The sequence below is a fragment of the Vibrio sp. R15-SG3-ISO1A genome (assembly GCF_059833955.1).
Map to the genome: position 1 here is coordinate 1 of NZ_JCBDGH010000025.1, position 2,469 is coordinate 2,469.

Here is a 2,469-nt window from a genome sequence, read left to right on the forward strand (position 1 = left end):
AATCCCCTGAATGGTGCCGTACTCATCGACCACCATCGCCAGTTGTAAGCGTTTTGCCATCATTTGTTCAAAGGCTCTTGGTAGCGACAGAGTGTTGAGCAGCACATGAATCGGGCGCATCACCGAACCCAACTGTTTGTCGCCGTGGCCTTGCTGCTTGAGCTTATACAGCTCCAATCGGTGTACAAAGCCTAGGATGTTGTCCTTTGACTGGCTGTAGATCAGCGGGCGTGAAAACGGCGTGTCTGGGTAGGCTTTGAGAAACTCTACAATCGTCATCTCAGCATCGACACGAAACACCACCGGTCTTGGCGTCATCACTTGGGTGACAGGCACATCTTGGATGCCGAGCAAGTTGGTGAGGATCTTTGACTCCCCTTCGGCAAACTCACCGCTTTCACGGGCTAAGATCGCCATCGCGGAGAGCTCATCGCGCATTTTCGGCGCTTGATGACCGCTGGCTAGGCGCTTGGTGATTTGCTCAGAAAACCACACGAACGGCGTTAGGGCCCACACCATCCAACGCAAAGCAATGGCTGAAGCAGGCGCGAGCTGACGCCAGTAGGTCGCGCCTAGGGTTTTCGGCACAATCTCAGACAGCACCAAAATGCCAAGCGTCAGTACGCCAGAGAACACGCCCAACCACTGACTGCCAAACACTACCGCCGCCTGAGCGCCTGCACTGGCCGCGCCAATAGTGTGGGCGATGGTATTGAGGGTAAGAATCGAGGCCAATGGGCGGTCGATGTCCTGTTTTAAGGTTGCCAGTTTGCTTGCCGCAGGGTGACCTTGCTGGCGAAGCTGGGCAATATAACTTGGGCTGATACTTAGCAGCACCGCTTCTAACACGGAGCAGATAAACGATACGCCAATCGCAACAGAGACGTAAATAATGAGCAGTAACATAGAGTTCCTATAGCAAAAACAACCCGAAAATTGAACGCATTCGGGTAGCGTAGCATGGTATTGACGCCAGTGATAACCGACGTCGAAGCCCATTCTGAGGTTATAAATATGGCTAATTCACTGAAAAAACAAGCATCCGATCACAGTGTGAAAGTAACAAATTGTGAGTTGAAGCTCATATTATGGCTAAAAGTACGCCATGAAAGTCAAAGATCGCCGACAAACCTTTGCCAGATGGGGCATTTATGTTTTAGAGTGAGTTGAATTCGATAACCTATGAGAAGGGAAACCTAATGAACAAGACCCAATTAATCGACTTTATCGCAGAGAAAGCAGACCTATCTAAAGCGCAAGCTAAAGCTGCTCTTGAAGCAACTCTTGACGGTGTGACTGACGCACTTAAAGAGGGTGACCAGGTTCAACTAATTGGTTTTGGTACATTCAAAGTAAATCACCGTGCAGCGCGCACTGGCCGTAACCCTAAAACAGGTGCTGAGATCCAAATCGCAGCAGCTAACGTGCCAGCTTTCGTTGCAGGTAAAGCTCTGAAAGATTCTGTAAAGTAATCGACTTGTTTCATCTTCTATTGCCTTCCTGAACACGATATTGAATTAGTGACGTAAACCCGAGCATTCAATGACAGGGTCTATGTTGTCAAATGTCACTAGGCAATGAAACAAAATGGGTTACACTACGCCAAGGTATCGATACCTTGGCGTTTTTTATGTCTGGTATTTTTTCTGGCGTGTCCTTTCCTGCGTTGGTTTCTTGATATGAACAGTCTTATTATGAAAAAGCTCATTCTTCCTTTCTTGTTGTCTTCATTGATGGTTGGCTGCTCGTCAACGGTCTCTACCCCTAATCTTGACCAGTTTTCCGAGTATTCTGGCGGCTCGGTGATGGGGGACACGACCAGTCTGTTTTGGTACACCGAATACCTCTCAACCCCTTTTATGGCGGCCGATTACATTACGGCCGGGGAGTATGGTTGGTATAAGACTGATTACCGTTGGGATGAAGGTGAGCTGCGTGAGTTGATTCGAGAAGGTGAGCAACTGAGCCTGCAGCAGAGTAATGAGCAAGAACTCGTGCCATATCGTATTCATGCTCGCTTCAATAAAAACGGTGAGGCGATTTATCAGCAATACCGGATGGACGGCAAGGTGTTCCCGCTGCGCGCGTCCATGATAGATCAGTTACAGCAAGAGGCGCGCAATATCGGTGTGCAAACCAAGCAGCAAGCGAAGCAAGGGATTGAGCTCGTCCAAGGCTACTGGGATGGCAGTGAGTTTGAAAGCTGTGAAGGGCGCAGTTACACCGAGATTGAGTTCAACCAGACGCTGCCGTCGTTTGTGGTGAGCCGTTTGGCGTCAATTGATAGCTATGTGGCGTTTCTAGGATCGACTCGCGGCAATCGTGTAGTGGTCGAGGAGTTGCTGATGTTGGCGGAAGATAGCCATGATTGTCTGCAGCGGACGGTGTTGGTGGAGTAGGGGGAAGAAGTTCCTAGTTCCTAGTGGCTAGTGCCTAGAGGGTGATGGGTAATGGGTGTTAGGTAATGGG

General features: G+C 49.5%; 3 protein-coding genes. 2 read left to right on the forward strand and 1 reads right to left on the reverse strand.

Annotation, left to right across the window (positions count from 1 at the left end; all coding sequences use genetic code 11):
* Positions 1 to 906 (reverse strand): CNNM domain-containing protein (locus tag AC6R0L_RS02455; RefSeq protein WP_500628109.1); only part of this gene is annotated, 906 nt, incomplete at its 3' end.
* A 293-nt stretch (positions 907 to 1,199) separates the two neighbouring features.
* Between AC6R0L_RS02455 and hupA the strand changes: the two genes are divergently transcribed.
* Both hupA and AC6R0L_RS02465 read left to right on the forward strand, forming a co-directional pair.
* Entirely contained in the window at positions 1,200 to 1,472 is a 273-nt protein-coding gene (hupA, locus tag AC6R0L_RS02460; RefSeq protein WP_100754166.1) for a nucleoid-associated protein HU-alpha, read from the forward strand.
* Positions 1,473 to 1,694: 222 nt separating this feature from the next.
* Complete coding sequence (locus tag AC6R0L_RS02465) at positions 1,695 to 2,399, forward strand: DUF1481 domain-containing protein (protein ID WP_500628110.1); 705 nt, start codon at positions 1,695 to 1,697, stop codon at positions 2,397 to 2,399.
* The last annotated feature ends 70 nt before the right edge of the window (positions 2,400 to 2,469 follow it).